Origin of the sequence: Pseudoalteromonas sp. A757 (genome assembly GCF_004103285.1) — a bacterium.
Taxonomy (GTDB): domain Bacteria; phylum Pseudomonadota; class Gammaproteobacteria; order Enterobacterales; family Alteromonadaceae; genus Pseudoalteromonas; species Pseudoalteromonas galatheae.
Genome location: NZ_QNQN01000071.1, coordinates 180,719 through 203,184, shown reverse-complemented (window position 1 = coordinate 203,184; position 22,466 = coordinate 180,719). Strand labels below are relative to the sequence as shown.

Genomic DNA, 22,466 nt, shown 5'->3' with positions numbered 1-22,466 from the left:
GTTTATAAATTAATTATTTTCTGTCAAACCAACGTCAGCCAACTCTGGCACCGCAATGCCACGGCGCGCATAAAAGTCTTCGACAAATTCATCAAATGTACCTTCAGACAAGGCATTTCTCATTCCTTCCATCAAACGTTGATAATAACGTAAGTTGTGGATGGTATTGAGCCGAGCGCCTAGAATTTCATTACACTTATCTAAGTGATGTAAGTACGCTCGAGAGTAATTCTTACAAGTATGGCAATCACACTCCGCATCTAGTGGGCTGGTATCTGTTTTGTGTGCTGCATTGCGGATTTTCACCACGCCGCCAGTCACAAACAAGTGACCATTACGAGCGTTACGCGTTGGCATTACACAGTCAAACATGTCGATACCACGACGCACCGCTTCAACCAAATCTTCAGGTTTGCCAACGCCCATTAAATAGCGGGGTTTGTTTTCCGGCATTTTATACGCGCATTGGTCAAGAATATTGATCATGTCTTCTTTTGGCTCACCAACTGATAAACCACCGAGTGCATAACCGTCAAAGCCGATTTCTTCTAAGCCCTTTTGCGACTCGGCACGCAGTTCTGGGTACATACCCCCCTGAATAATACCGAATAGCGCAGAAGGGTTGTCACCGTGTGCTTCTTTAGAGCGCTTTGCCCAACGTAAGCTTAGCTCCATCGAGTCTTTTGCTTCTTTTTCTGTCGCAGGATACGGCGTACACTCATCAAAAATCATGACGATATCTGCCCCTAAGTCGCGCTGTACTTCCATTGCTTTTTCTGGTGATAACATAATCTTTTCACCATTAACTGGAGACTTGAATAGCACACCTTCTTCCGAAATTTTACGCATCGCACCAAGACTAAATACTTGGAAGCCGCCTGAATCGGTCAAAATCGGCTTATCCCAATTCATAAAATCATGCAAATCGCCATGCTGTTTGATGATCTCAGTGCCAGGTCTTAGCATCAAGTGGAAGGTATTCCCTAGACAGATATGTGCGCCCGTTTCTTTGAGCTCATCAGGGGTCATGCCTTTTACTGTGCCGTAAGTACCAACAGGCATAAATGCAGGCGTTTCTACCACACCACGGTCAAAAATCAAGCGACCTCGGCGAGCCTTACCCTGTTTGCTATCTAATTCAAATTTCATTGTTACCTCGTTGTCGGAAAAACAGTCCAACTTTGACTAAAAAACGTGCTAAGCCAATGCTTAGGGCAGTGATCTTTCGATTCTACCAAGATTACTAGCGCAATTCTAATATTGGGATAAAAAACACAAAGTCCATATCGAGCTTGCAACTTTACAGCCATAAAACGCAAAATGCCCAGCAATACTGGGCATTTTAATAGTTGTACGACGTGAGTTACTTATCTTGCTTTTGCAAGAACATCGCATCACCGTAACTAAAGAAGCGGTATTTTTGCTCAATGGCAGTTTGGTAAGCCTTCATAATATGCTGTTGCCCTGCAAACGCACTCACTAACATGATTAGCGTTGATTCTGGTAAGTGGAAGTTGGTCACCATTGCATCGACTACGTTAAATCGGTAGCCCGGATAAATAAAAATATCGGTATCGCCGTACAGTGGAGCAATTTCACCGCCGTTTGCTTTAGCGGCAGACTCGAGTGAGCGCACAGATGTGGTACCTACAGCGATCACCCGTCCCCCTCTGGCTTTAGCCGCTTTAATTGACTCCACGACTTCTGCTGAGACCTCGATGTATTCTGAGTGCATAACATGCTCTTCTACTGAATCGACTCGCACTGGCTGGAACGTACCCGCGCCCACATGCAAAGTAACAAAGGCCATCTCAACACCTTTATCTTTTAGCTTGGCCATCAATTCATCATCAAAGTGCAGCCCTGCGGTAGGTGCAGCAACAGCGCCTGGTTTCTCACCATAAACAGTCTGATAACGCTCTTTATCTTCATCATCGTCCGGTCTGTCGATATAAGGGGGCAAAGGCATATGGCCAATTTTATCTAAAATAGCCAATACATTTTCTTTGCCCTCGAATCTCAGCTCAAATAATTCACCGTGGCGCTGAACCATTTCTGCGGTTGCTTGGCCTTCAAGCTCAATCTTGGTACCAGGCTTTGGCGACTTGCTCGCTCTGACGTGAGCAAGCACAGTACGCTCATCTACAACGCGCTCAACCAGTACTTCTAGTTTTCCACCACTGGCTTTTTGACCAAACATACGAGCAGGAATAACTTTAGTGTTATTAAAGATGATTAAGTCTTCTGGATTAATGAGTGCCAAAATATCTCTAAATACCTTGTGCTCTATTTCACCACTATTGCCATTTAAGGTAAGAAGACGACTGCTAGAGCGTTCCTTCATTGGGTGTCTGGCAATCAACTCATCAGGAAGATCAAAACTAAAGTCTGCTACGCGCATGGAAAGGCCTCATTTCTAAAAGTGCGCCAAGTCTAGTGCGGTGTTTTGGCGAAATCAAGTGCTTGTAACCTTGCGTAAATACCTTTAACCTAGCGAGTCTACAGCGGTAATCACCATGAAAAATTTTGTACGGTGTGCACCTTTGTTCAGTGTGTTCTTTATTCTTTAAGTTTTAACAATAACTTATCGCTATCGGCTATGATTTCAAGAGCAAAGTTCGACTTACTGTTTGATTGTTATCAAGCAGAGATTAAGTGCGATTTGCTAACTTAAAGACAAGCCCAACGATTGTGTCGCAGTATCTGGTGAGGTTTTTTTATTGTGTCTAGACAGCTAACGTTGCTCATTGTTAACGCCAGTGCTCACGAGCGTCAAACCTTGACCAAAACTCTTAGTGCATTAGATGTCTTTACTATTATTGCTAAGTCGGACTCTCAAGATGCGCTAAGCTTGTTGAAAACCCAGGCTGTAGATTTAGTGATCACCGGCTTGGATGTTGGCAAAATAGATGGCTGGCGATTCTCGCGCATGATCCGCTCAGGTTTGCTCGCAACACCAAAAAATACACCCATCGTACTAATTCCACCAACTTATTGTGAGCGAATAGCTGAAACCACCGCCCGCAGTTATAGTATCGATGCCGTGCTACCTTTTGAGCGTCAAGACATGTTACCTCAAATTTTGGCCAATGTGCTGTCAACGCATTTAGACAAAAGTAGTCGTCTCAACTTACTCTTATTAGAACCCAATCAACAGCGTGCCCAAAAAATTTGTGAACACTTATCGCACAATTTTGTTTGCACCCATGTAAGCTCTGCGGCTAACGCTTTATCGCTATTTCTTCAAGATGATTACGCCATTATTTTGATGGACACAACATCTAATTTGTCAGGTTCCGCAGAAAGCTTAGTAGAAAGTATTCTTAAGCACCGCCCAAGCCAAGCAATCGTAACTATTATTGACAAGCGCGATGCTGACCATGCCGAACAACTATTACTGCTAGGCGTTACCGACTTTGTTCGAGCACCTTACGATATGCCATTTTTAAGCAAAGTATGTGACCATGCGGCACGACGAGAAGATTTTATGGTGAGCTACGCAGAGTTTGCCAATAAAGTCGAGCAACTCAGTCGCAGTGAAAGCCGCTATAAAGATTTATTTTCTGCGCACCAACGGATCTTGCTGCACCTTAGAACTGTTGTCGTCGAATTAGATTTGAAAGGCGCGATCCGGTTTATAAACCCTGCATGGGAATACCTCTCGGGGTTCGGTATTAAATCAAGCCTCAATACTCAGCTCAGCGATTACATTGCCAAGGATGAGCTTGAAGCCTTCAACAAAGTCATTGGGGAAATTCAAAGTGGTGTAAGGCAGCATGCGCAAGTAGAGCTGCAGCTCTGCCATAAAGCTGGACATTTGGTATGGATTGAGTGTCGCTTGCAACTTATCAAGAACACCTCAAGTTCGGTCGCTATTACTGCAACACTCGATAACATTCACGAGCGTAAGCAAGCTGAACTGCAACTCAGACACTTAGCGCTACATGATACACTTACAGGCTTACACAACCGCTACTACTTTGATCAGCAATTAAATCAGCTATGTAATGAAGTAAAGTCCGCAGAAGATATAGAGCATGCGCTAATTTATATCGACTTAGATCACTTTAAAATCATTAATGACAGTAAAGGCCATCAGCAAGGAGATATCGTACTCAAAGAAGTATCTGAGTTATTTGGCGACAAAATAGGTGAAGAGCATCTAACTTTTCGTATTGGTGGGGACGAATTTGCTGTGCTGCTTAAGCACACCAACCTGCTAGACGCTCATATGTGCGCTGAAAGCATTTGTATGGCTATCGAAGAACATAAGTTTCACTTTGAAGATAATGCATACTCTCTCAGTTGCTCCATTGGACTAACGCAAATTACCAATGAAAATGCAGATCCCAGCGAGTGTTTGAAACAAGCAGATATAGCCCTTTATATTGCCAAGAATCTCGGCCGAAACTTGGTCCATTGTTATAACAAAGAAGATGAGCAAAATCAGACGCTACAAACCGGTTTAGAGTGGGGACATAGTGTTAGGCAAGCACTCCAAAACGATAGCATCGAACTCCACTATCAACCTATCTGGGATTTCAAAAAACAACAAATAGCCTATTACGAAGCACTGCTCAGATTAAAGATCAACGGCGAGACAATTTACCCAAATCAGTTTATTCCCGCATTAGAGCTACTTAATGATACATTTTTGATGGATCAATGCGTGATCAGAACTGCCATTAAAGCACTGGCTGAACATGAGATTTTGAGCCAAGTAGCGATTAACTTATCTGCACATTCATTTTTAGATGAACGACTTCAGCCCCACATTCAAGCGTGCTTAAAAGAGCATCAAGTTTCAGCTAATCGCGTTATTTTTGAGATCACAGAATCTGCCAGCATTAACAATCTTAATGCAACCCAGACGATGATCAAAAATCTGAATGATCTTGGCTGTCATTTCGCTATTGATGATTTCGGGACAGGCTTCAGCACTTTTAGTTATCTAAAACAACTACCCGCACAGCATGTTAAGATAGATGGCTCCTTTGTTCGAGACATGCTCAACGACCCAATTGATCTAGCGCTGGTTAAAGCCGTCAACGATATTAGTCACTCATTAGATAAGTGTTCAGTTGCTGAATATGTCGAAAACAGAGATATATTTCAAAAACTTAAGGAAATAGGTGTGGACTATGGACAGGGTTACTTTATCTCGAGACCACTCCCTATTGAACAACTAGCGAGAAGTGCGAAAACTATTTTATCTCTAAAAACAGCGTAGTAACATTTTTATACTAAAGGTTACTTTTACTTCTTGCAAAGTCCACTATAATTAAAAATACCAGTTTAAAATGTCTCCAAATTTTAGGGTAACACCTTAATTTTATAGACATTCAAAGGATTGAGTTACATCTTGCTATGGACTTCAAGGGGTAAATTATGCTGTCATTATCACTGTTTTTACTACTTGCAAACTTGCTTATCGCTTATCAATGTTACCGCTATGCCAACACAAAAGGATATCCGGTAAAGTTGTTCACAGGGCTGGGCTTGCTACCCTACTTTAATCTAGTGGTTTGGGTTTACTTACTCTTTTTACCAAATTTAACTACGGCAAAAAATATTGAGCAGGCTTAACGCGAACAAGTTTAAGTTCCTTCATAAATAAAACAGCATTTAGCTATGCTGTTTTATCTTGTCACTTTTTTACCCCAAACTCAGATTACCTAAAAACGATAGCTAGTTACTGTCTCAACAAGCTGTTTTGCCGTTTTCTCACCTTTAACACATTGCTGCACCAAGGATTTTGGATAAACATATATATGTTTATTGTTAGCATTACTGAGTTCGCTGTAAATAAAGCTTATGTGCTCATTTCTAGGTAAACGTCTTAAACCCGCACCATAGTCACATAAGCTTCGGGCTAAGCTGGTTACTAGCATTTTCTCGAGTGCTCGCTGCTTTTCTGCTTTCTCTTTCGCGCGTTTGACCCGTGAAGCCTCAAGACTCGCTTTCAGCTTATCTTTAAGGTCTTTTAATTCCGAATCCTTAAGTGAAAGCTTTTCTATGCGCTTTTCAACTTCTCTCAATGACTCGGTAAATTCTTTTACTTGATCATCACTTTCGTGCCTTTTCGCAAACTCTAATTCCGCTTTTTGCCGTTCAAGCTCCCGTAATTGAATTCTATTTTCTCTTTCTTTTTCTACGGCTTCGCGAACCTTTTCGGCTCCTGCTCTGACTTTCTCGGCAGCATCCGAATAGGCTTGAGAAACAGCTTCAGCTATAGGCTGTGAAATCTCAACTTCCGTGATGTCCATATCGAATTCTGGCAGTTCAAACTCTCCTATTGCTGCGACATCATCCAGATTGTCGATATGAGAGATCCACTCCAACCGATGCCGACGTTTTAATGCTAGTTCAAACACAACTCCCTGATCTTTCAAATAATAGCCAGAAACACTACGAATTTGATCTTGCGTGTCATGCTGCAGTGCACTTAGCAGTACCCGCTCAAAAATAGCAACCTCGCGCTTTAGCGCTTCATCAATAATTTGGGCTTGGGCAAGGCTTGTAGTAATGGCAGCGACAGCGCCAAAACAAAATGGAATTAACTTCATGGTTTACCTCGATACTGTGCTAAATTTTGTGTCGGTGTCTGCTCAACTTGCTCTGCTAACTCATTCAATTGCAGCCTAAGTAGAGCTTGATCTTGCGCTCTTTGTGCCTGGATCAGATCAACGAGATTATTCATTGCCAAACTGCGCTCTTTACGGTTTTGTTCAACCACTTGAGTTGCTAACTTGGCAAGCGTGGCTTGATCTATTGGCTTAGTCTCATCAAGTTTTGCAAGCATGTTCTGTATAGCACTTTGCTGCTGTGCCAATTGCGTTTGTTGAACGCTCAACTGTTGGTGTAAGCCTAAATTCTGTAACCAAAGTCCCGAGACACCAAGCCCAACAACCAGCCAAGCTGCGACGGCAGCCACTGGCCAAGCGCGAGTTTGATGTCGCAAAGTGAGCTGTGATGGAGGGGCTTGCTCTTCAAAGCTAGCAGCATGCTTCTGCCAAGTAACAGCAGCATTCATCATTTCCCGGTACTCACTACTGGCCTGAAGTTCAGCCAACTCTGACTCAGTCAGTACTTCACCATCTAACCACTGCTCGAATAAGTGTGCTAATTTAGCCATGTTTTTGCACCTCAAGTTGCCCTTTCATCTTACCTAGCGCACTGTATAGCCTAGCCTTCACCGTATTACTTGATAACTCAAGCTGCTGTGCAATTTCATCAAAAGTGTAATATTGGAAAAACTTTAGCTCTACGACAATCCGCTGCTCAAATGGTAGCTGTTTCAGCGCAATATATATCTCTTCGTTACTTTGCTGTTGCACTATTTTGGTATCAGGTCCGTATTGTGAAGTCTCAGGTTCTTTACCTTCAATCGATTCAAACTTATGTTTTCGCATGTGATCCACAATCCTTGCATGGGTGATTTTAAATACCCAAGTCGAGAACTTAGCATCACCATTAAAGGTATGCAGATTTCGATACATACTTAAAAATACATCTTGAGCAATATCTAGCGCGTCTTGCGGATTGCCAACCAGCCTCAAACATTGGTTATACACACGGCTATGATGCTGGGCGCAAAGCTTTGACCATGCTCCTTGATTACCTTGCAGTGCTCTTTTTATTAATTGTTTTTCGCTGTTAAAAAACACGCAGTCCACTCATCCAATCTTCTCACTAACTATTAATCGTAGCGGCTGCAAAAAAAGTTGTAGGGGCGGAAAAATTTTTGCAAAAAAAAGCACCTTTAAGGTGCCTTTCATATTCATTACTATTACTTAGACTGACATTGACCACTGATGTAGCCACCAACAAAGTCACTAAACAGTCTAAAATCTCTGATCCGCCCGGTAGTACGACGCCAAATCAAACCAATCTCACGATATGCATGATCTTGCGGTGGCATAGCCACTAAAGGTTTCCCCTCCAAAATCCCTGCATTGATAGCCATTTGAGGCAAAAATGTCACGCCATTTTTGTATTCCACCATACTTAATAAAGTATGTAGGTTTGCCGCCTCAAATGGATTAATGCATGCGCTACGATTTAAGTGGCAAGCGCTAAGTGCATGACCGGTCATGCAGTGCTCTTTTTCGAGTAAAAATACACTTTGCTCAGGCAGCAGATTAAAGTCGTCAATTGGCTCTGGTACACTGTACTCTGCATGTCGAACCAGACTAAAATGATCTTTTGCAAGCACTTGAGTATGAAATTTATCCGTTCTATAAGGTAGTGCCAACATTGCCATATCAATATGGCCATGCTCTAGCTTGTCCAGTAAGTTGTCACTGGTATCTTCAACTAGAACCAAATTAAGCGATTCAAACTCCTTTTTGCACGCCTGATAAAGTGGCGCGGCGATAAAACTGGCAATGGTGGGAATAATTCCTAACGTCAACTTACCAGACAATGGGTTTTTGTAGCTTTTAGTCAGCTCTTTAACACTCATGGTGTCATCAATAATTTTCCGAGCTCGCTCAACCACTTCTTCCCCAATATCGGTAAACATTAGGCTGCGATTTTCGCGTTCAATTAGCTGACATCCCAATGTCTCTTCAAGGTTTTGTATCGCGCTACTTAACGTCGACTGACCAATAAAGCATGCTTCCGCTGCACGACCGAAATGTTGGTGCTGATGCACCGCAAGAAGGTATTGTAGTTGTTTGATACTAGGTAGATTCGTCACAAGCTTTACTCTTAATTTTCAACAGCACAAATAAAAAGACCCCAACACCAAAGGTGTTGAGATCTTTTCAAGCTAAAAGTCTGTCTTTTTGAAAAGTGCGGTGTATCTTTATACGCCGAACACCAATCTCAAAATATAGAATATAACAATAGCAAGGGCAGCACCAACTGGCAATGTAATTACCCAAGAAACTACGATGTTACGAATAACACCCATGTTTAATGCCGCAATACCACGCGCCATGCCCACACCTAATACCGCACCAACTAGGGTTTGGGTGGTAGAGATTGGTAAGCCTGTGCCTGATGCAATTACTACTGTTGAAGCAGCGGCAAGTTCAGCTGCGAAGCCGCGGCTTGGAGTAAGGTGGGTGATGCCTTCACCAATAGTTTTGATAACTTTCTTACCAAGGATCGCAAGACCCGCAACAATACCTAAACCACCTAGAGGTAAGATCCACCAAGCTAGGGCCGCTTTCTTAGCAATTTCACCGTCGTTTTCAACAATGTTGACCACTGCCGCTAATGGACCAATTGCGTTAGCAACGTCATTCGAACCATGCGCGAATGCCATACAACATGCAGTTAGTACCATAAGGATAGCGAATACTTTTTCAACATTGTTGAACTGCATTTGCTTGTCTGCATTGGGATCCATTTTTAGTTTAGCAATCGCTATTTTACCGATAATAGCAATAATAATTGCAATCCCGATAGCAAGGGCAAAACCTTCGACAGTGCCGAGTTTAATACCAATATGCTTAAGGCCTTTTTTGATAGTAACCAAAGACATAACAAAGCCCGCTAGACCCATGTAAATAGGCACAAAACGTTTAGCATTTTCTAGTGGTTTATTGGTATCGAAGATGAGCTTCTGGGCACTCATAAAGATGAGATAGGCAATAAAGCCGGAAATAGCGGGGGTGACAATCCAGCTACCAACTATACCTGCAACCTTGCCCCATTGGATTGCTTCACTGCCCACGGCAACTAACGCGAAACCAATGATTGCACCAATGATTGAGTGTGTCGTAGATACAGGCCAACCTAACATTGAAGCCATCAATAGCCAGCTACCCGCAGCGAAAAGTGCAGAGATCATTCCTAATATCATCAGTTCAGGAATATCAATGAAAGGAGTAGAATCTATGATCCCTTTTCGGATCGTTGATGTTACCTCACCACCAGCAAGATAAGCACCAGCGAACTCGAAGATCATAGCAATAATAATTGCTTGTTTAATGGTAAGTGCTTTTGAACCTACCGAAGTACCCATAGCATTCGCAACATCGTTTGCGCCAATACCATAAGCCATAAAGAAACCAACTGCTGCGGCAATTAAAACCAATACAGTGCCGTAGGATGCAATGATATCCATAAGAAACCTTACTTTATTTTAAAAGATCGATTTTTATTAACGAGCTAACATCAGCTCAAGACGTGAACCAACGCGCTCTGCGATATCTGCAAGCCCACCTACCCATTCAATGATCTTGTATAAGAACATCGCATCAATTGGATTAAGCTCGCTTTCAACAGCGCGTAACTCTCGACGAATTTTGATTTGCATATCGTCGGTATCTTGCTCGATGGCATCAAGCTCAACTAGCATTTTTTCAACTAAAGTGACTTCACGGCCTCTAAAGCCTGTCTCAAGCAGTTCATCAAACTCGTTAATCGCTTCTGATGCTTGTTTAGTTGCGTCCACACAACGCGTGACGTAAGCAAGAAAGTCTTTTTGAATGGATTCAGGGATGACCATTTCACGACCGATAACGCGACCTGCGATATCTTTCGCTTTGTTGGCTATCTTATCTTGGTGGGTGATAAGTTCCAGTAAGTCAGTCCGTTCTACTGGCATGAATAAACCACGAGGCAAATGTAAGCGTACTTCACGCTTGAGTTCATCTGCTTCACGCTCTAGGTTGCGGATTTCAATGCGAATTGCATCTGCTTCTGTCCACTCCCCTTTGAAGACATGGTTAAAAAATGGGATCAAAGCCGCACTGGCCTGATGGACTATTTTTATATGCTCTTCAATTGGCTTAATAGGAGATTTAGCAAATACCCCTAAAAACGCGTTACTAGGCATAACTGACCCTTAAATCATATTTGTATGCATGTGCAGAGAGTAATTTTACAGCATTGAGCGCCGTTGTGAACGGTTTTATTGCAAGTTTAGATGAACTTACTATGAAATTGCGCGCCGAAAGCGCGCAACTAGTTGATAAGCATCACAAGGTTTTTGCGATATCTTCTTGAGATGTATGGCGAATATCTTTGCCATTTACGAAATAAATCACGTATTCCGCAATATTCTGACAACGATCGCCTATACGCTCCAATGAGCGCACAGACCAAATTAAATCCATGATTTTTGGAATAGAGCGTGGGTCTTCCATCATATAGGTCATAATTTGACGCGTTACGGCTTCGTATTCACGGTCCACTTTGGCATCAGCTTTATGCACTTCAAATGCCTTTTGCGCGTCCATACGAGCAAACGCGTCAAGCACATCATGCAGCATTTGCGACACTTGGCGGCCCATGTTGTCAATATTTACCAATAAGTCTTGCTGATCTTTGGTAAACGAATCCAACGCAACTTTGGCAATTCGCTCAGCTTCGTCTCCGATACGTTCAAGATCTGCAATCGTTTTTGCGATGGCAACGACCAAACGCAAGTCACTGGCTGCGGGCTGTCTTTTCGCAATTATACGTGTACATTCTTCGTCAATATTCACTTCCATCGCATTGACTTTGTAGTCGTTCTGACTGACTTTTTTCGCTTTTTCAGCATCATTGTGGTTAACCGCATCAAGCGCAGTGTTTAATTGCTGCTCTACCAGTCCACCCATACTGAGTACGTGATTTCTCACGTTTTCTAGCTCTTCATTAAAGCGGCCAGAAATGTGCTTATTAATATTGTGTTCCATGATATTCTCCTCGCAAGCTCGTCTTAACCGTAACGACCTGTAATATAGTCTTCTGTTTTCTTCTTAGACGGCGTGGTGAATAAGGTATTGGTATCTGCATACTCAATTAACTCACCCATATACATAAACGCAGTTTGATCAGATACACGCGCAGCTTGCTGCATGTTATGTGTAACGATAACTACAGTATACTTGTTTTTCAGATCGTTAATGAGTTCTTCGATAACCAATGTTGAAATCGGATCGAGTGCTGATGTTGGTTCATCAAGTAGCAACACTTCAGGTTCAATCGCGATAGAGCGAGCAATCACCAAACGCTGCTGCTGACCACCGGATAAACCAAATGCACTGTCATGAAGTCGGTCTTTTACTTCATCCCAAAGCGCGGCGCCACGGAGTGACTTTTCAACCACTTCGTCTAACTTACGCTTATCTTTGATACCTTGCAGGCGCAGACCATAAACCACATTCTCATAAATAGATTTAGGGAAAGGGTTTGGCCTTTGGAATACCATGCCTACGTTACGGCGCAGTGCCGCAACATCTACGCTCTTGTCATAAATGTTCTGCCCTTGAAGGTTAATTTCTCCTTCAATACGACAGCTATCAACCAGGTCGTTCATGCGGTTAATACAACGCAGTAACGTTGACTTACCGCAACCTGATGGACCGATAAATGCGGTTACTTGCCCTTTTGGGATCAACATATTGACGTTGCTAAGGGCTTGTTTATCACCATAGTAAAGATCTAGGTTTTTGATCTCTAGTGCGGTGAGTTCTGGACTTAAGTTTGCTAAATCAAGCTTGTTATTGCCGTTTGCTTGATTGACTTCTGGCGCTACTGTAATCATGTTTTTACCTATTAAAAATCTTTACTGTTAATGCTCTAACGATCTGAACTTTTCGCGTAAGTGGTTACGAATACCAATCGCTGTGATATTCAGTGCAATAATCACTGTAACCAATAGGAACGCGGTTGCATAAACCAAAGGTCTAGCAGCTTCAACATTCGGGCTTTGGAAGCCAACATCATAAATATGGAACCCTAAGTGCATAAACTTACGATCCAAGTGAATATAGGGGAAGTTTCCGTCTAGTGGTAGTGTAGGTGCCATCTTTACTACACCAACTAGCATAAGAGGAGCTACCTCGCCCGCAGCACGTGCGACAGCAAGAATAAGACCCGTCATAATTGCCGGACTTGCCATTGGTACTATGATCCGCCATAGAGTTTCTGCTTGAGTTGCACCAAGCGCAAGTGAACCATGACGCACTGAGCTTGGGATCCGAGACAAGCCTTCCTCCGTGGATACAATAACCACTGGTAAAGTAAGAATGGCAAGTGTAAGTGCAGACCAAATCACACCAGGTGTACCAAATACAGGGCTTGGCGCTGCCTCAGGATAAAAGAGTTCGTCAATTGAGCCGCCCAGCATATAAACAAAGAATCCTAAGCCAAATACCCCATATACAATAGATGGAACACCTGCGAGATTTATTACCGCGATGCGGATCATCTTAGTCACGGCATTCTTTGCTGCATATTCATGGAGATAGATAGCAGCAACCACACCAAAGGGTGTCACGATCACTGCCATCAGCATAACCATAAATACCGTACCGAAGATTGCTGGGAATACCCCACCTTCGGTGTTCGCCTCGCGCGGATCATCGCTCACAAATTTGCTAATTTGCACTAAGTAGTGGCCCGCTTTGGCAAAAAAGCCCATGTCATTAGGAAACCAAACATCCAATACTTGGTACAGCGGTAAAATTACTTCTTCGCCGCGCATATCGCGAACAACGACTTGGTCACGCTTTGCTTGCTTTCTTAGTTCAAAAAGACGCTTTTCGAATACTTTGTAATCTTCACGCAGCTCTGCACGGCGTGCATTAAGTTCTGCTAGCTTCTCATCAGTCAGTTCGTTATCTAACTGATATGACTTTTCTTTTAAGCGTAAGCGCTCAAGTTCATAGTTAATATGGCCGATTTCACTGTTTTGTAGATCTAGTGCCTCTTCATTTAGATCTACGGCACGCTCAACTAACTCATGCAGTTTTTTAACTGGTTGCTCCGTAACAACTTTGCCATCCTCTAAAACGCGGGCAACATAACCATAGAAATTACCATTTTTACTACGCTCAAATACCGCTAATTCCGCTGGTGTAGACTGGCTTTTGATGTCTGTTGATAACACCCAACGGAAATCAAGCTCTACGTATTCACGGTTACCTGTTTTTAATAGTAAACGCTCAACATTTTCACCTTCATATCCAGACAGATCATATCCAGCCGCTTCCAGACGAGATTTTGGTACCATCTCACGATCGTATATTTCACCAATTACCGTTTGCTTAGCAACTGAGCCGTCGAGATGCATTTCTACAACTTCTGATGGCCAAAAGAAGCTCAATCCTTTCCACGCTATCATCGCAAGTAGTCCAATTACTGAAATCAAACTAATACTGACCGCGCCACCTGTCATCCAGATCCACGGAGAACCTGACTTAAACCACTGTTTTACCATGTCATGTCACTCCAATTACATTGAACTGTACTTTTCACGCAGCTGCTGACGAACAAACTCAGCAACGGTGTTAAATACGAAAGTAAAAATAAACAATACAAAGGCAGCTAGGAACAAGATGCGATAGTGAGAGCTGCCAACTTCAGACTCCGGCATTTCCACCGCAATGTTTGCGGCAAGCGTACGCATACCTTGGAAGATACTCCAGTCCATGATTGGCGTGTTACCGGTTGCCATCAATACAATCATCGTCTCCCCTACGGCGCGACCAAGACCCATCATCACAGCAGAGAAGATACCTGGACTTGCTGTCAGCAATACAACACGAACCAAAGTCTGCCACTGCGTTGCACCGAGTGCTAATGAGCCATTTGAAAGGTGTTTAGGTACGCTAAATACCGCGTCTTCTGCAATAGAGAAGATTGTGGGAATAACCGCAAAGCCCATTGCGATACCCACTACTAGGGAGTTACGCTGGTCGAATGTTAGACCTAGCTCGTTGGTCAAATATTGGCGCACATTACCGCCAAACAGCCAAGACTCTATACCACCGCTCATAGCAAATGAAATCCAGCCTACGATAAGTACAACGGGGATCAGCAAGATTGAATGCCAACCTTCAGGCACCAAGTGTCTTATTTTTGCAGGTAGCTTAGTCCAGCCAAATGCCGTTGCTATCATTGCTATTGGCAATAGCACTAATAAAGCAACCACGGCGGGTAGATGCGTTTCGATTAAAGGAGCTAGCCACAGGCCCGCCAAAAAGCCCAAAATAACCGTTGGTAGTGCTTCCATTATCTCTACCGTCGGTTTAACCACTCGACGTAATTCACTCGACATGAAATAAGCGGTGTAGATTGCTGACGCTAGTGCAATAGGTACCGCAAATAACATAGCGTACATTGCTGCTTTAATAGTACCGAATGAAATCGGCACTAGGGAAAACTTAGACTCAAAGTCATCACTAGCTGAAGTTGATTGCCAAGTGTAAGCTGGCTCTGGATAACCTTCGTACCACACCTCTTGCCACAATGCAGACCAAGTTACTTCTGGGTGTTCATTGTGTAGCTCTACCACAGTTAATGTATCATCGGCGAGTAATAAAGCCGCATTCGCACGCGGCGCTACCGCAAATTTCTGTACTGCTTTGTCTGTGACTTTACCTTGCCATAAGTGCGCTTCACTGGTGGTGTAATATAGACCTAATTGACCATTTTCGTTGGTCGTGAAAAAAGTACGACGATAGTATTCACTGAATAGTTTTACCTGTTTGCTCTTTGGTGTCTCAAAAGAGCGGATTTTAGCAAACTGACGTCCGTCATCGGTATTGACCTCAAACCACTGTGAAACTTCACCGTTGTCGTTAGCAAGCATTAATGAATTGGCACCCGCTAGCAGGTTCATATCGACCAAGTTGGCGTTTTCTTCGTTTGCAGCAAGCAATTGGAATAACTCAACTTCAGAAGCATAGCGAGAATCAAAGACGTAAACCTGATTTGCTGAGCGAACAAATGTGCGCGATGTGTCTGGAGAAATAAGTAACTCATCAACACGACCATCAATATCTAGCTCGGTACGCTCAACTGCCCACTCAACCTCTCCAGTAAACATGTTTTCTTCTGCAACAAAAGAAGCAAAAATAACTCGTTTATCAACAGTTTGAGCAACAACAGCGGTTTTGTCTTCGAAGTGACTAAAGGCGAACTTACGAATTGCTTGGCCTTGTTCGTCGACAATCAGCTGTTTCGCATTAAGTGGATAACTTAAACGAGGGGTTAAAACACGTTGATTTCCCGGAAAGCTGACCGTGAACATCGGCTTCACTAGCTGTACTTGACCGTTATCCAGACCAAATGCATATTGCCCCAAGAAAGGCGCACTCTCTGCAAATGCTGTGACATTACCGTCAAGTTCAACATCCAATGTATCTAGTAATTTACCGGCGCTTTCACCTTTGATCTGGTAATAATCTACCGACCCCTGGCTACCAAGTAAGTACGCAATTTCAGTTTGTTCTTCTACTCCTACACCTAAATATGTTTTGTCTTGTGTAAGCTGAATATCCATACGCTTTTCAACCTTTGCTGACTCAAAGATTGGTTGAACAACATACAACAAATAGAAGAAGATAAGTAAAAGTGCGACTAATACCATTACCCCACCAGAAGTAATGCCAAATTGTGCAAACCTGTCTTTAAAGAGACGGCTTCTATCCGTTTTAAAGGATGGCTTTTGCGGATTTGAAGTCATCAATATACCCTTTGGTTTAAAAATTGGGGGCATTATATTTCATCAAGATGACAGTTGTGTTACACCTGAGACACAATTGAACTTTCTTCAATCGATATTGGTCATCAAGTTTATTATAAAAATAATGGAACTAATCGGCTCAAAAAACGCTCTGATTGTTAGTCTAGAGTAAATACGAAAAATCCGTTGCATTTCTTTACATTAAGTGTTTCTAGACACTGGACAAAGTGAGTTTTTAGACTAGTCTAAATCATGCGCCGAATTCGTTTTTTCGCCTACGGGCGCCACAAAAAAAGAGACATGATATGAAGCAGTTAATATTAACACTTATAGGTAAGGACCGACCGGGTCTCGTTGAGGAAATCTCTTCTACTATTCTTTCTAACCATGGTAATTGGCTAACCAGTAACTTAAGCCATCTTGCCGGACAATTCGCGGGCATAGTACAGGTTGAAGTTGCTGAAGAACATTTGCAGGAAATACAAGATGCATTGCATAAATTGCCAGGTTTGGACGTTAGCGTTGAATCAGGCGAAAACCAGCAAGCGCAGGATGAACCAGATACATTAAATTTAATTATTACAGGTAATGACAGACCGGGAATTGTGCAAGAGCTTGCTACGGTTATTCGTCACAAAGGCGCAAATATTACGCACTTAACTTCAAAACAAGGTAGCGCACCTAACTGGGGGCTGCCTATTTTCAGCGCTTTTGCGACGGTTACTTTACCTGCAGGCACAGTCAAAGAAAACGTTATTGAAGCGCTCGAATCAATCACCAGTGATTTGATCGTAGACATAGAAGAAAGTTAAGACCTCCACTATACTCATGAAGGTCACATGACAAACACGACAGGCGCGTTGTGTTTGTCATAATTATGTCACACACCCTGCTTAAGCTGTAAAAATAAGCTGTACCTATGGAAAGAACCATGCAGGCCGTATCTCCAGAGCATAAAACTATCACGTACTTTGCCAAAGAATTAAGCTGGCTCTCTTTTAACGAACGCGTGTTACAAGAAGCCAAGGACTCAACCAACCCGATCATTGAGCGGATCCGGTTTCTTGGCATATTTTCCAATAACTTGGATGAATTTTTCCAAGTTCGTGTAGCGGATGTAAAGCGTCGTATCTTATTAAATAACCTCCCTGATACCAATTTCGACGAAGATGAAGCACTGCTCGCTGACATTCAAAAAAAGGTATTGGAACTGGGTAAAAAATTTAGTGCTATTTATGACCAGATCCTCATCGATTTAAATGAGCATCATATCCATATTAAGCAACCAGACGCGCTATCGGATTTCCACAAGAATTGGTTGGCTAACTACTTTAAGGACCAAGTACTGCCTCACCTATTGCCAATGATGATTAACGAAAGCAAAGACTATTCGGATAATATCAATGACACCATGACCCACCTATTTGTGGAGTTAAATGGTGAGAAGCAGCATCATGCCTTTTTAGAAGTTCCCACTGACCGTCTGAACCGCTTTGTCCAGCTGCCACCGGAAAAAACCAGAAGGCATAAAACAATTGTGTTGCTTGATGACGTTATTCGATTCTTTATTGCCGATGTGTTTAAGAGCTTCTTCAAATTTGAGCGCATTGAAGCCTACTCGATGAAGCTCACTCGTGACGCAGAGTACAACTTAGATGACGAGCTTGAAGAAGGCGTGTTAGATACCATGTCAAAAGGTCTCAAACAGCGCTTATATGCTGAGCCTGTACGCTTGGTATACGAAGAATCAATGCCTGAAGAAATGTTAAAGTTGATGAAAAAACGCTTGGGAGTGACAGGCCAAGATGCCATGATCCCTGGTGGTAGATATCGCAATTTCAGAGATTTTATTTCTTTTCCAAACGTTGGACGTGGTTACCTAGAAAATAAGCCATTGCCGCCGCTTAAAAGTGCAGCTTTTTCAAAATACAGTAGCGTCTTTCGCGCGATTTCTACTCAGGATATTTTACTGTATTACCCTTATCATACCTTTAACCACATGCTGGAATATATCCGCCAAGCAGCATTTGATCCTAGGGTGACACAAATCAAGGTCAACATATATCGAGTTGCCAAGCAATCTCGCTTGATAGGCTCATTGATCAATGCAGCAAAGAACGGCAAAAAAGTGACCGTGATGGTTGAATTAAAAGCACGTTTCGACGAGCAAAACAATATTGAGTGGGCAAAACTCATGAGTGAATACGGTATTAAAGTCATGATTGGCATACCGGCGCTCAAGGTCCATAGTAAGCTTTGTGTGGTTCACCGTAGAGAAAAAGGCAAAATCGTCAAATATGCACACATAGGTACGGGTAACTTCCACGAAAAAACGGCTCGGATTTATACTGATTTCAGTCTGTTTACCAAACACCCCGATATTACGGAAGAATGCGATAGTGTGTTTCGCTTTATTGAGAGTAGTTACCTGCCGTTTAAATTCGAACACCTGATGATTTCCCCCATCAATGCACGTAGTCGAATTGTCGAGTTGATCGATGAAGAGATAACTCATGCAGAGCAAGGACGAACAGGAAAAGTAACAATTAAAATCAATAACTTAGTTGACAAGCAGCTCGTTGATAAGCTTTACGAAGCATCACGCAAAGGCGTCAAGATCCGCCTCATCGTGCGAGGTATGTGTGCCCTTGTACCGGGCCTTGCACAGTTTAGCGATAATATAAAGATCATTAGCATCGTCGATCGTTTCTTAGAACACCCGCGAGTGATGATTTTCGACAACAACGGTGACCCCAAGGTCTATATTTCCTCAGCGGACTGGATGACCCGTAACCTTGACCATCGTGTTGAAGTCGGCACGCCTATTTATGCCGATCATTTGAAGAAACTAATTATCGATATTATTGAATTGCAATTTAAAGATCGCACCAAAGCCAGAGTTATTGACGCCGAACAGAAGAATCTGTACGTTCGCCGAGGTAACCGTAAAAAAATTCGCTCTCAGATCGCGATTTATGACCATTTAAAAAAATGGGAGTTGCACCAATTAAATGAAGCGAAAGAATAACCGTTGAGGAAGAATATATGCGCGACTACCCTTCTATTGCCGCAGTGGACTTAGGTTCAAATAGTTTTCACCTTGTTGTAGCAAGAGAAGTAGATGGTCGCCTTCAACTCCTCCATAAAGAAAAACAACGTGTTTACTTGGCCGCGGGCCTTGATGACGATTTTAATTTAAGTGATGACGCGATCGCCAGAGCATTGGATACCCTCTCACAATTTGCGACGACACTACATGATTTTCCGAAAGAGTCCGTGCAAGTAGTGGCAACCTATACACTGCGAAACTGCAAAAACCTTAATTATTTTCTTGCTAAGGCAAAACAAGTTTTTCCATATCCAATCAATGTGATTTCAGGCCAAGAAGAAGCTCGTCTTATTTACCAAGGGGTCGCCAACCATGAACATGATAGTCACAACCGTTTGGTTATCGACATCGGTGGAGGCAGCACCGAGTTGGTTATTGGTCAGCACCTTACACACAAGCTGTTAAGTAGTCGCAATGTGGGCTGCGTGACCATGCAAAAAGCCTACTTTGCTGATGGTAAGCTATCTACAAAGCGATTCAAAAAAGCAGAAATAAAAGCAGAGCAACAAATTGAGAGTATTACCGCGAGCTACTTACGACTCGGCTGGAATACCGTTATCGGTACTTCTGGTACTATTAAGGCGATTGCGGCCATGGCTCACGAGCTCACTGAAGCCGATGAAATTACCCTGCCGATTTTGGAGCAAATTAAGCAGTTATTTATTGATGCTGAGCACATAGACAACGTCTCCTTAAAAGCACTACCAGAGGAACGAAAAACCAGTATCGCTGGCGGCCTTGCCGTACTGATAGCACTGTTTAGGCAGTTAGGACTTGAGCGCATGCGCCTTAGTGAATATGCATTGCGAGAAGGGTTATTGTTTGAAATGCATCAAACCGACGAGTTTGATATTCGTACCCGCACAATTAACACGTTCAGCGATCACTATAATATTGATAAGCAACATGCCGAGAATATTTGTGAAACCATCAAACTTTTTACCACTCAGCTAAAAGAGCACTGGCAACTATCCTCTTATGATGTCGAAATGTTATGTTGGGCAGCAAAACTCCACGAAGTTGGGCTCGCCATTAACTCTTCCGGCATGCATAAACACGGCGCTTATATTGTCAGGCACAGTCAACTTCCAGGCTTTACTCAAGCCCAGCAATTAAGGCTAAGTGCACTTGTACGCTTTTATCGAAAAAAGATAAAAATGCCAGAGTTAACGGAGTTAATCGATACAGATCTAACCCACTTTAACCGTGTTTTGGCGGTGTTTCGTCTCAGCGTTTTAGTGAACCAAAAACGCCAACAGGATCAACTTCCCGAATTAAGTATTACAGCTGTTGATAACGCCTTGATACTTCACATCGCAACTGAGTGGCTAGAGTCACACTCGCTGTTTCAAGCAGATTTAGAGCAAGAACAAAACTATTTAAAAACAATAGGTATTCAGTTTAACCTGAGCTTTGGATAAATAATATTAATACCGTTAGCGCTGAAATAGGCTACTAAACGGCGTTAAGTATCCGCAGTTCAGGTTACTTACCTTTTCACTTTGTAAGACCAGAATTACTGTTCTTCACCAGCCACAATAGAGAGGATTTCATCTGCGTAGGCTCGACTAGAAAGCGCCATATCATAGAGATAATTGGTCGGTGTTGCAGGTCGAATAGCTTGCAAAATAAGCTCGGCCTCTTGCCAGTCATTACGCTCAATCTCGAACGCCAAACGTAGTGCTCCACCAAGTAAACCTTGGTAACTCAACAAAGCACTGGAAAGCGAACCATCGAGAGAAAATTCCGCTGCAATAACAGAAAGCTCCACATCAAGTATCACATCAAGGATAGACATCAAGCCAAGCAAATAGCCAGTTTCTGCCATTTCCTCGCCCCCTGGCATCAAGAATGTTTCCACAAACTTAGCACGGGTTAATCCCATTCTTGTCAGCTCACTGGGTTTGTCAGAACCCAATTCGCTCAGCGCGAGTACTTTAACAAACTGCCTAATTGCGTCTTCACCTAAATACACAACTGCCTGGGAAATAGATTTAATTTCTAACTTGTCTTCACCAGCTTTAGCGTTCGCAAGCTTTAATAATCGTGCTGTTAAACTTAGATCTTTACTTACTCTTGTTTGTATTTCTTTAAAACATAAAGACTTTCTGGCTGTGGCTTGTAGCAGCTGAAATACCACCATTTTCGACGGTTCCACATTGCCATGATTTAGCATTTCAGGTTTGGCGAAAAAGAAGCCTTGGAAAAAGTCTGCTCCAGAGGATTTGATGATCTCGAACTCTTCTTTCGTTTCGATACGTTCAACAATAACCTTAATATCTGGATACTGACGCTTGAGCTTTTTTACCGTCATATTGGTTTTTATAATTGGCTGCTCAACTTCAATTTTGACGAATTCCATGAGCGGCAGCAACGGATCCCACTTTGACGTACCGTCGTAGTCATCTAGCGCAAATCGGTAACCTTTTTCTGTTAACTTAGTCACCATATGCACCAAAGACGGTATGTCTTTAGAACGCTCAACAATTTCCACCACAATTTTTAGTGGTGCTAACAAGCTAGGCAGTTCTTGCAGTAGCGACTCGTCGGATAGGTTTATAAAGGCAAGCTGCCCAGCAGCCAAACGGTCTACACCAATAAACATTAGAGAATTAAAAAACATTCGCCCGGTCGCTTGCCCATCACTTACCCCAACCGGAAAAGCATTGTTGTCTGAATCTCTATAGAGCAGCTCATAGGCAAAGACTTCTTGATCTGGCCGCAAAATGGCCTGTCGCGCAATATACTGCACTGCTGATTTACGTACTTCAGTCACCGGACCACTCATTAACATTCGTATCCTTTATAAGGTAAAAGGAAACCACGTACCAAGGAGCGTATAATATGGTAACGCCCCGAGCAATAAAAAAGTTTCGCTATTTTACAACACTTATAACCAAAAGTTACTAACTTAGTAAACTAACTCCTTATAAAGAATAGGCT

The 22,466-nt window shown here is 42.7% G+C and carries 18 protein-coding genes; 5 read left to right on the top strand and 13 right to left on the bottom strand.

The features are described 5' to 3' along the window. Window positions 1-9: 9 nt before the first annotated feature. Window positions 10-1,149 carry a tRNA guanosine(34) transglycosylase Tgt gene (gene tgt / locus DRB05_RS15170; RefSeq protein ID WP_128727686.1) on the bottom strand — a complete coding sequence of 380 codons (1,140 nt, stop codon included), beginning with the start codon at window positions 1,147-1,149 and terminating at the stop codon, window positions 10-12. Window positions 1,150-1,363: 214 nt separating this feature from the next. After that, entirely contained in the window at window positions 1,364-2,401 is a 1,038-nt protein-coding gene (gene queA, locus DRB05_RS15165) for a tRNA preQ1(34) S-adenosylmethionine ribosyltransferase-isomerase QueA (protein ID WP_128727685.1), read from the bottom strand. Window positions 2,402-2,722: 321 nt separating this feature from the next. Between queA and DRB05_RS15160 the strand changes: the two genes are divergently transcribed. Then, on the top strand, window positions 2,723-5,230 hold the full coding sequence (locus DRB05_RS15160; RefSeq protein WP_128727684.1) for an EAL domain-containing protein: 2,508 nt from the start codon (window positions 2,723-2,725) through the stop codon (window positions 5,228-5,230). A gap of 158 nt (window positions 5,231-5,388) precedes the next feature. Beyond that, window positions 5,389-5,586: a hypothetical protein gene (locus DRB05_RS15155; RefSeq protein WP_010607165.1), complete on the top strand. Its 198-nt coding sequence runs from the start codon at window positions 5,389-5,391 to the stop codon at window positions 5,584-5,586. 89 nt (window positions 5,587-5,675) lie between these two features. Here DRB05_RS15155 and DRB05_RS15150 read toward each other — a convergent pair whose 3' ends face one another. From DRB05_RS15150 to DRB05_RS15105, 10 genes are all read right to left on the bottom strand, one after another. Beyond that, window positions 5,676-6,566, bottom strand: a complete 891-nt coding sequence (locus DRB05_RS15150) for a hypothetical protein (RefSeq protein WP_128727683.1) — start codon at window positions 6,564-6,566, stop codon at window positions 5,676-5,678. Continuing rightward, window positions 6,563-7,135 (bottom strand): hypothetical protein, encoded by a 573-nt coding sequence (locus DRB05_RS15145; RefSeq protein ID WP_128727682.1) that lies wholly within the window; start codon window positions 7,133-7,135, stop codon window positions 6,563-6,565. Before DRB05_RS15145 ends, DRB05_RS15150 begins: the two co-directional genes overlap by 4 nt. Then, the gene (locus tag DRB05_RS15140; protein ID WP_128727681.1) at window positions 7,128-7,667 is read right to left on the bottom strand and encodes an RNA polymerase sigma factor; all 540 of its coding nucleotides are present in this window, start codon (window positions 7,665-7,667) and stop codon (window positions 7,128-7,130) included. The genes DRB05_RS15145 and DRB05_RS15140 overlap by 8 nt, the downstream gene beginning before the upstream one ends. A gap of 122 nt (window positions 7,668-7,789) precedes the next feature. Then, window positions 7,790-8,701, bottom strand: coding sequence for a hydrogen peroxide-inducible genes activator (locus DRB05_RS15135; protein ID WP_128727680.1), 912 nt, complete (start codon window positions 8,699-8,701; stop codon window positions 7,790-7,792). Between the two features lie 108 nt (window positions 8,702-8,809). Further along, window positions 8,810-10,078, bottom strand: a complete 1,269-nt coding sequence (locus tag DRB05_RS15130; RefSeq protein WP_128727679.1) for an inorganic phosphate transporter — start codon at window positions 10,076-10,078, stop codon at window positions 8,810-8,812. 36 nt (window positions 10,079-10,114) lie between these two features. Further along, window positions 10,115-10,792: a TIGR00153 family protein gene (locus DRB05_RS15125; RefSeq protein WP_010607159.1), complete on the bottom strand. Its 678-nt coding sequence runs from the start codon at window positions 10,790-10,792 to the stop codon at window positions 10,115-10,117. Window positions 10,793-10,934: 142 nt separating this feature from the next. Beyond that, window positions 10,935-11,636, bottom strand: coding sequence for a phosphate signaling complex protein PhoU (phoU, locus tag DRB05_RS15120; RefSeq protein WP_010607158.1), 702 nt, complete (start codon window positions 11,634-11,636; stop codon window positions 10,935-10,937). A gap of 23 nt (window positions 11,637-11,659) precedes the next feature. Further along, complete coding sequence (gene pstB / locus DRB05_RS15115; protein ID WP_010607157.1) at window positions 11,660-12,487, bottom strand: phosphate ABC transporter ATP-binding protein PstB; 828 nt, start codon at window positions 12,485-12,487, stop codon at window positions 11,660-11,662. 27 nt (window positions 12,488-12,514) lie between these two features. Next, a complete protein-coding gene (pstA, locus tag DRB05_RS15110; protein ID WP_128727678.1) occupies window positions 12,515-14,164 on the bottom strand; it encodes a phosphate ABC transporter permease PstA in 1,650 nt (549 codons plus the stop codon). Window positions 14,165-14,179: 15 nt separating this feature from the next. Next, the gene (locus DRB05_RS15105; protein WP_128727677.1) at window positions 14,180-16,414 is read right to left on the bottom strand and encodes an ABC transporter permease subunit; all 2,235 of its coding nucleotides are present in this window, start codon (window positions 16,412-16,414) and stop codon (window positions 14,180-14,182) included. A 305-nt stretch (window positions 16,415-16,719) separates the two neighbouring features. Here DRB05_RS15105 and DRB05_RS15100 point away from each other — a divergent pair, with 305 nt between their 5' ends. From DRB05_RS15100 to DRB05_RS15090, 3 genes are all read left to right on the top strand, one after another. Next, a complete protein-coding gene (locus DRB05_RS15100; protein ID WP_128727676.1) occupies window positions 16,720-17,226 on the top strand; it encodes an ACT domain-containing protein in 507 nt (168 codons plus the stop codon). Between the two features lie 119 nt (window positions 17,227-17,345). Beyond that, window positions 17,346-19,442 (top strand): polyphosphate kinase 1, encoded by a 2,097-nt coding sequence (gene ppk1 / locus DRB05_RS15095; protein ID WP_128727747.1) that lies wholly within the window; start codon window positions 17,346-17,348, stop codon window positions 19,440-19,442. A gap of 17 nt (window positions 19,443-19,459) precedes the next feature. Next, a complete protein-coding gene (locus DRB05_RS15090; protein WP_128727675.1) occupies window positions 19,460-20,944 on the top strand; it encodes an exopolyphosphatase in 1,485 nt (494 codons plus the stop codon). A 95-nt stretch (window positions 20,945-21,039) separates the two neighbouring features. Here the strand turns inward: DRB05_RS15090 and DRB05_RS15085 are convergent, their stop codons facing one another. Continuing rightward, complete coding sequence (locus DRB05_RS15085; protein ID WP_128727674.1) at window positions 21,040-22,317, bottom strand: HDOD domain-containing protein; 1,278 nt, start codon at window positions 22,315-22,317, stop codon at window positions 21,040-21,042. Window positions 22,318-22,466: the final 149 nt, after the last annotated feature.

Excerpts from the sequence above, each read along its gene's own strand:
- tgt (WP_128727686.1), bottom strand. The coding sequence starts at position 1,149 with ATGAAATTTGAATTAGATAGCAAACAGGGTAAGGCTCGCCGAGGTCGC.
- queA (WP_128727685.1), bottom strand. The coding sequence starts at position 2,401 with ATGCGCGTAGCAGACTTTAGTTTTGATCTTCCTGATGAGTTGATTGCC.
- DRB05_RS15155 (WP_010607165.1), top strand. The coding sequence starts at position 5,389 with ATGCTGTCATTATCACTGTTTTTACTACTTGCAAACTTGCTTATCGCT.
- DRB05_RS15150 (WP_128727683.1), bottom strand. The coding sequence starts at position 6,566 with ATGAAGTTAATTCCATTTTGTTTTGGCGCTGTCGCTGCCATTACTACA.
- DRB05_RS15145 (WP_128727682.1), bottom strand. The coding sequence starts at position 7,135 with ATGGCTAAATTAGCACACTTATTCGAGCAGTGGTTAGATGGTGAAGTA.
- DRB05_RS15130 (WP_128727679.1), bottom strand. The coding sequence starts at position 10,078 with ATGGATATCATTGCATCCTACGGCACTGTATTGGTTTTAATTGCCGCA.
- DRB05_RS15125 (WP_010607159.1), bottom strand. The coding sequence starts at position 10,792 with ATGCCTAGTAACGCGTTTTTAGGGGTATTTGCTAAATCTCCTATTAAG.
- phoU (WP_010607158.1), bottom strand. The coding sequence starts at position 11,636 with ATGGAACACAATATTAATAAGCACATTTCTGGCCGCTTTAATGAAGAG.
- pstB (WP_010607157.1), bottom strand. The coding sequence starts at position 12,487 with ATGATTACAGTAGCGCCAGAAGTCAATCAAGCAAACGGCAATAACAAG.
- pstA (WP_128727678.1), bottom strand. The coding sequence starts at position 14,164 with ATGGTAAAACAGTGGTTTAAGTCAGGTTCTCCGTGGATCTGGATGACA.
- DRB05_RS15105 (WP_128727677.1), bottom strand. The coding sequence starts at position 16,414 with ATGACTTCAAATCCGCAAAAGCCATCCTTTAAAACGGATAGAAGCCGT.
- DRB05_RS15100 (WP_128727676.1), top strand. The coding sequence starts at position 16,720 with ATGAAGCAGTTAATATTAACACTTATAGGTAAGGACCGACCGGGTCTC.
- ppk1 (WP_128727747.1), top strand. The coding sequence starts at position 17,346 with ATGCAGGCCGTATCTCCAGAGCATAAAACTATCACGTACTTTGCCAAA.
- DRB05_RS15090 (WP_128727675.1), top strand. The coding sequence starts at position 19,460 with ATGCGCGACTACCCTTCTATTGCCGCAGTGGACTTAGGTTCAAATAGT.
- DRB05_RS15085 (WP_128727674.1), bottom strand. The coding sequence starts at position 22,317 with ATGTTAATGAGTGGTCCGGTGACTGAAGTACGTAAATCAGCAGTGCAG.